Origin of the sequence: Mesorhizobium sp. M7A.F.Ca.CA.002.09.1.1, from assembly GCF_003998555.1 — a bacterium.
Lineage (GTDB): Bacteria > Pseudomonadota > Alphaproteobacteria > Rhizobiales > Rhizobiaceae > Mesorhizobium > Mesorhizobium ciceri.
On sequence record NZ_RZRR01000760.1, the window covers coordinates 1 to 2,766 of the forward strand.

A 2,766-nucleotide genomic window follows, 5' to 3' on the forward strand; every position below is an offset into this window, starting at 1 on the left:
GCGCACATATTGCTGGTAGGGGATGCTGCCGGCCGGCAGGAACGCGTTGGAGAAGCCGGTCAGCGCCTCGAACTCGATATTGGCGGTCATGCCGCCGAACTCCGGCGAGAACATCGAGCCGGAGCGCAGCGCCCGCACATTGGGGATCGGATCGGGCGTGATGGTGACGCCGGGCAGCTTGGTCGGGTCCCAGAAGGACTCGCTCATGACGATGATGATGTCAGGCTTCTCGGCCGGCACCGAGGCGGTCACATCGGGCCTGGCGATCGCCGCGATCGCCTTGTCGGAATAGCCCGGCGGCGCAGAGACATGCGCCATCGGCACATTGAGCGCAAAGGCCAGCGCAAAACCGTTGGAGGCATAGTTTTCCTTCTGGTCCCACATGATCGGGATGATCTGCAACCGGTCCCTGGTCCAGGAGAAGGTGGCATAGTCCATGATCGAAACGAAGAAGGCGAGCAGCGGCACTGCCAGCGTCAGCCGCGCAAGGCGTCCCTTGCGGCTGAGTGCGGGAACCTTGCGGCGCCACATCCGCCAGCCATAGACGAGCAGCGACAGGCCGGCGACGATGCCGACGACCATGGCGAGCGCGGTCATCGGCCGGTCGCGCACCAAAAGCGGCAACAGCGCGAAGATCTGGCGGGCATAGAGGAAATCGGTCGGATAGAGCGGATCGCCGAGATAATGCGACTTCTGGTGGCCGACGAAGGCAAGCGATAGCGTCAGCGGCGCGACGATCATCAGGCTCTGATGGCTGCGGCCCAGCACCGCATCGAGGCCGATCAGGATCAGCGCGAACACGACGATGGTGGTCCAGCCCGGCTTGAGCGGCTGCAGGAAGAAGGAGACCGTGCCGGCAAAGTCGCCGCGCACGATCAGTTCGATGGCAAACACCAGGACGGCGGCGATCGCCAGGCTGATCAGCCCATAGCGCACGACCGGCCATCTCCTGCCCGGCAGATAGCCGGTGGAGGGGTCGTCTTCCAGGAACTGTGGCGCGGCCTTGCCGGCGCGTTTGTAACTCTTTGCCACTTTAACTTCCCCACCCAGCGACAAGCACGTCACTCGATTGTCATGGAATTGTCACGCAAAGCTAGCGCCTGTGGCCAAAATAAGAAGAGCCAGCAAACGAATCGTGAGCGGTTTTCATCAGGAGTGATCGCCAAAAAGCCTTTCGGAACAGGCACTCGGCGGATGAAGCTGCGGTCGAGCAGGGTCGAACCGGGCTTGACTTGGCGGCCTGCCTTGCGTCACAGGCAAGAAAAACTCGTCTATCAGGCAAGCAAAACCAGCCCTTGGGAGCCCGCGCATGGCCGTTGCATTCACCTTTCCTGGACAAGGCAGCCAGGCAGTCGGCATGGGCAAGGATCTCGCCGAGGCCTTTCCCGAGGCGCGCAGAATTTTCCAGGAAGTCGACGACGCGCTCGGCGAAAACCTGTCGAAGCTGATCTGGGAAGGGCCGGAAGAGACGTTGATGCTGACCGCCAACGCGCAGCCGGCGCTGATGGCGGTGTCGCTGGCCGCGATCCGGGCGCTGGAATCGCGCGGCTTCTCGCTGAAAGGCAAGGTCGCCTATGTCGCCGGTCATTCGCTGGGCGAATATTCGGCGCTCGCGGCCGCTGGCTTCGTTTCGGTTGCCGATGCCGCCAGGCTGCTGCGCATCCGCGGCAATGCCATGCAGGCGGCGGTGCCGGCCGGCGAGGGCGCCATGGCGGCGATCATCGGATTGGAACAGGCCGATGTCGAAGCCGCTTGCGCGGAAGCCGCCAAAGGCTCCGTCTGCCAGATCGCCAACGACAATGGCGGCGGCCAACTGGTCATTTCCGGCGCCAGGGCCGCGGTCGAACTGGCGGCGAAACTGTGCACTGAGAAAGGCGCCAAGCGCGCACTGATGCTGCAGGTGTCCGCGCCCTTCCATTCGGCGCTGATGGCGCCGGCCGCGAACGTTATGCGCGACGCACTCGCCGGTGTGACAAAGAATGCGCCGGTCGTTCCCGTCCTCTCCAATGTCACGGTCAGCCCGACCAGCGATCCGGACGAGATCGCCCGCCGCCTGGTCGAGCAGATAACCGGCCGCGTACGCTGGCGCGAGACCGTGGAGTGGTTCGGCGCAAATGGCGTCACCACGCTTTACGAGATTGGCGCCGGCAAGGTGCTTTCGGGATTGGCGCGGCGCATCAACCGCGACATCGCCACTGCGTCGGTCGGCTCGGCGGCTGAGGTCGAGGCAACGCTAGCAGCGCTTGCATAAAGCCCTATTTGATCCCATTCCCTGCAAAGGGGTGTTCTCTTCTCAATCAGGAGACAAAAATGTTCGAATTGACTGGCCGCAAGGCGCTCGTCACCGGCGCATCGGGAGGCATCGGCGAGGCGATCGCCCGGATGCTGCATGCGCAAGGCGCGATCGTCGGCCTGCATGGCACCCGCGTCGAGAAACTGGAGGCGCTGGCTAGCGAGCTTGGCGACCGGGTCAAGCTGTTCCCGGCCAATTTGTCCAACCGTGACGAGGTCAAGGCGCTCGGCCAGAAAGCCGAGGCCGATCTCGAAGGCGTCGACATCCTGGTCAACAACGCCGGCATCACCAAGGACGGGCTGTTCGTGCGCATGTCGGATGCCGATTGGGACAGCGTGATCGAGGTCAATCTGACCGCCGTTTTCCGGCTCACCCGCGAACTCACCCATCCGATGATGCGCCGCCGCCATGGCCGCATCATCAACATCACCTCGGTGGTCGGCGTGACCGGCAATCCCGGCCAGACCAATTAC

The 2,766-nt window shown here is 63.7% G+C and carries 3 protein-coding genes; 2 read left to right on the forward strand and 1 reads right to left on the reverse strand.

The window, feature by feature from the left end:
* On the reverse strand, window positions 1-1,032 hold a 1,032-nt coding region (locus tag EN994_RS25775; RefSeq protein ID WP_245466087.1), incomplete at its 3' end, for an LTA synthase family protein.
* A 277-nt stretch (window positions 1,033-1,309) separates the two neighbouring features.
* Between EN994_RS25775 and fabD the strand changes: the two genes are divergently transcribed.
* A complete protein-coding gene (gene fabD / locus EN994_RS25780; RefSeq protein WP_013532517.1) occupies window positions 1,310-2,251 on the forward strand; it encodes an ACP S-malonyltransferase in 942 nt (313 codons plus the stop codon).
* 59 nt (window positions 2,252-2,310) lie between these two features.
* On the forward strand, window positions 2,311-2,766 hold a 456-nt coding region (locus EN994_RS25785; RefSeq protein ID WP_245466088.1), incomplete at its 3' end, for an SDR family NAD(P)-dependent oxidoreductase.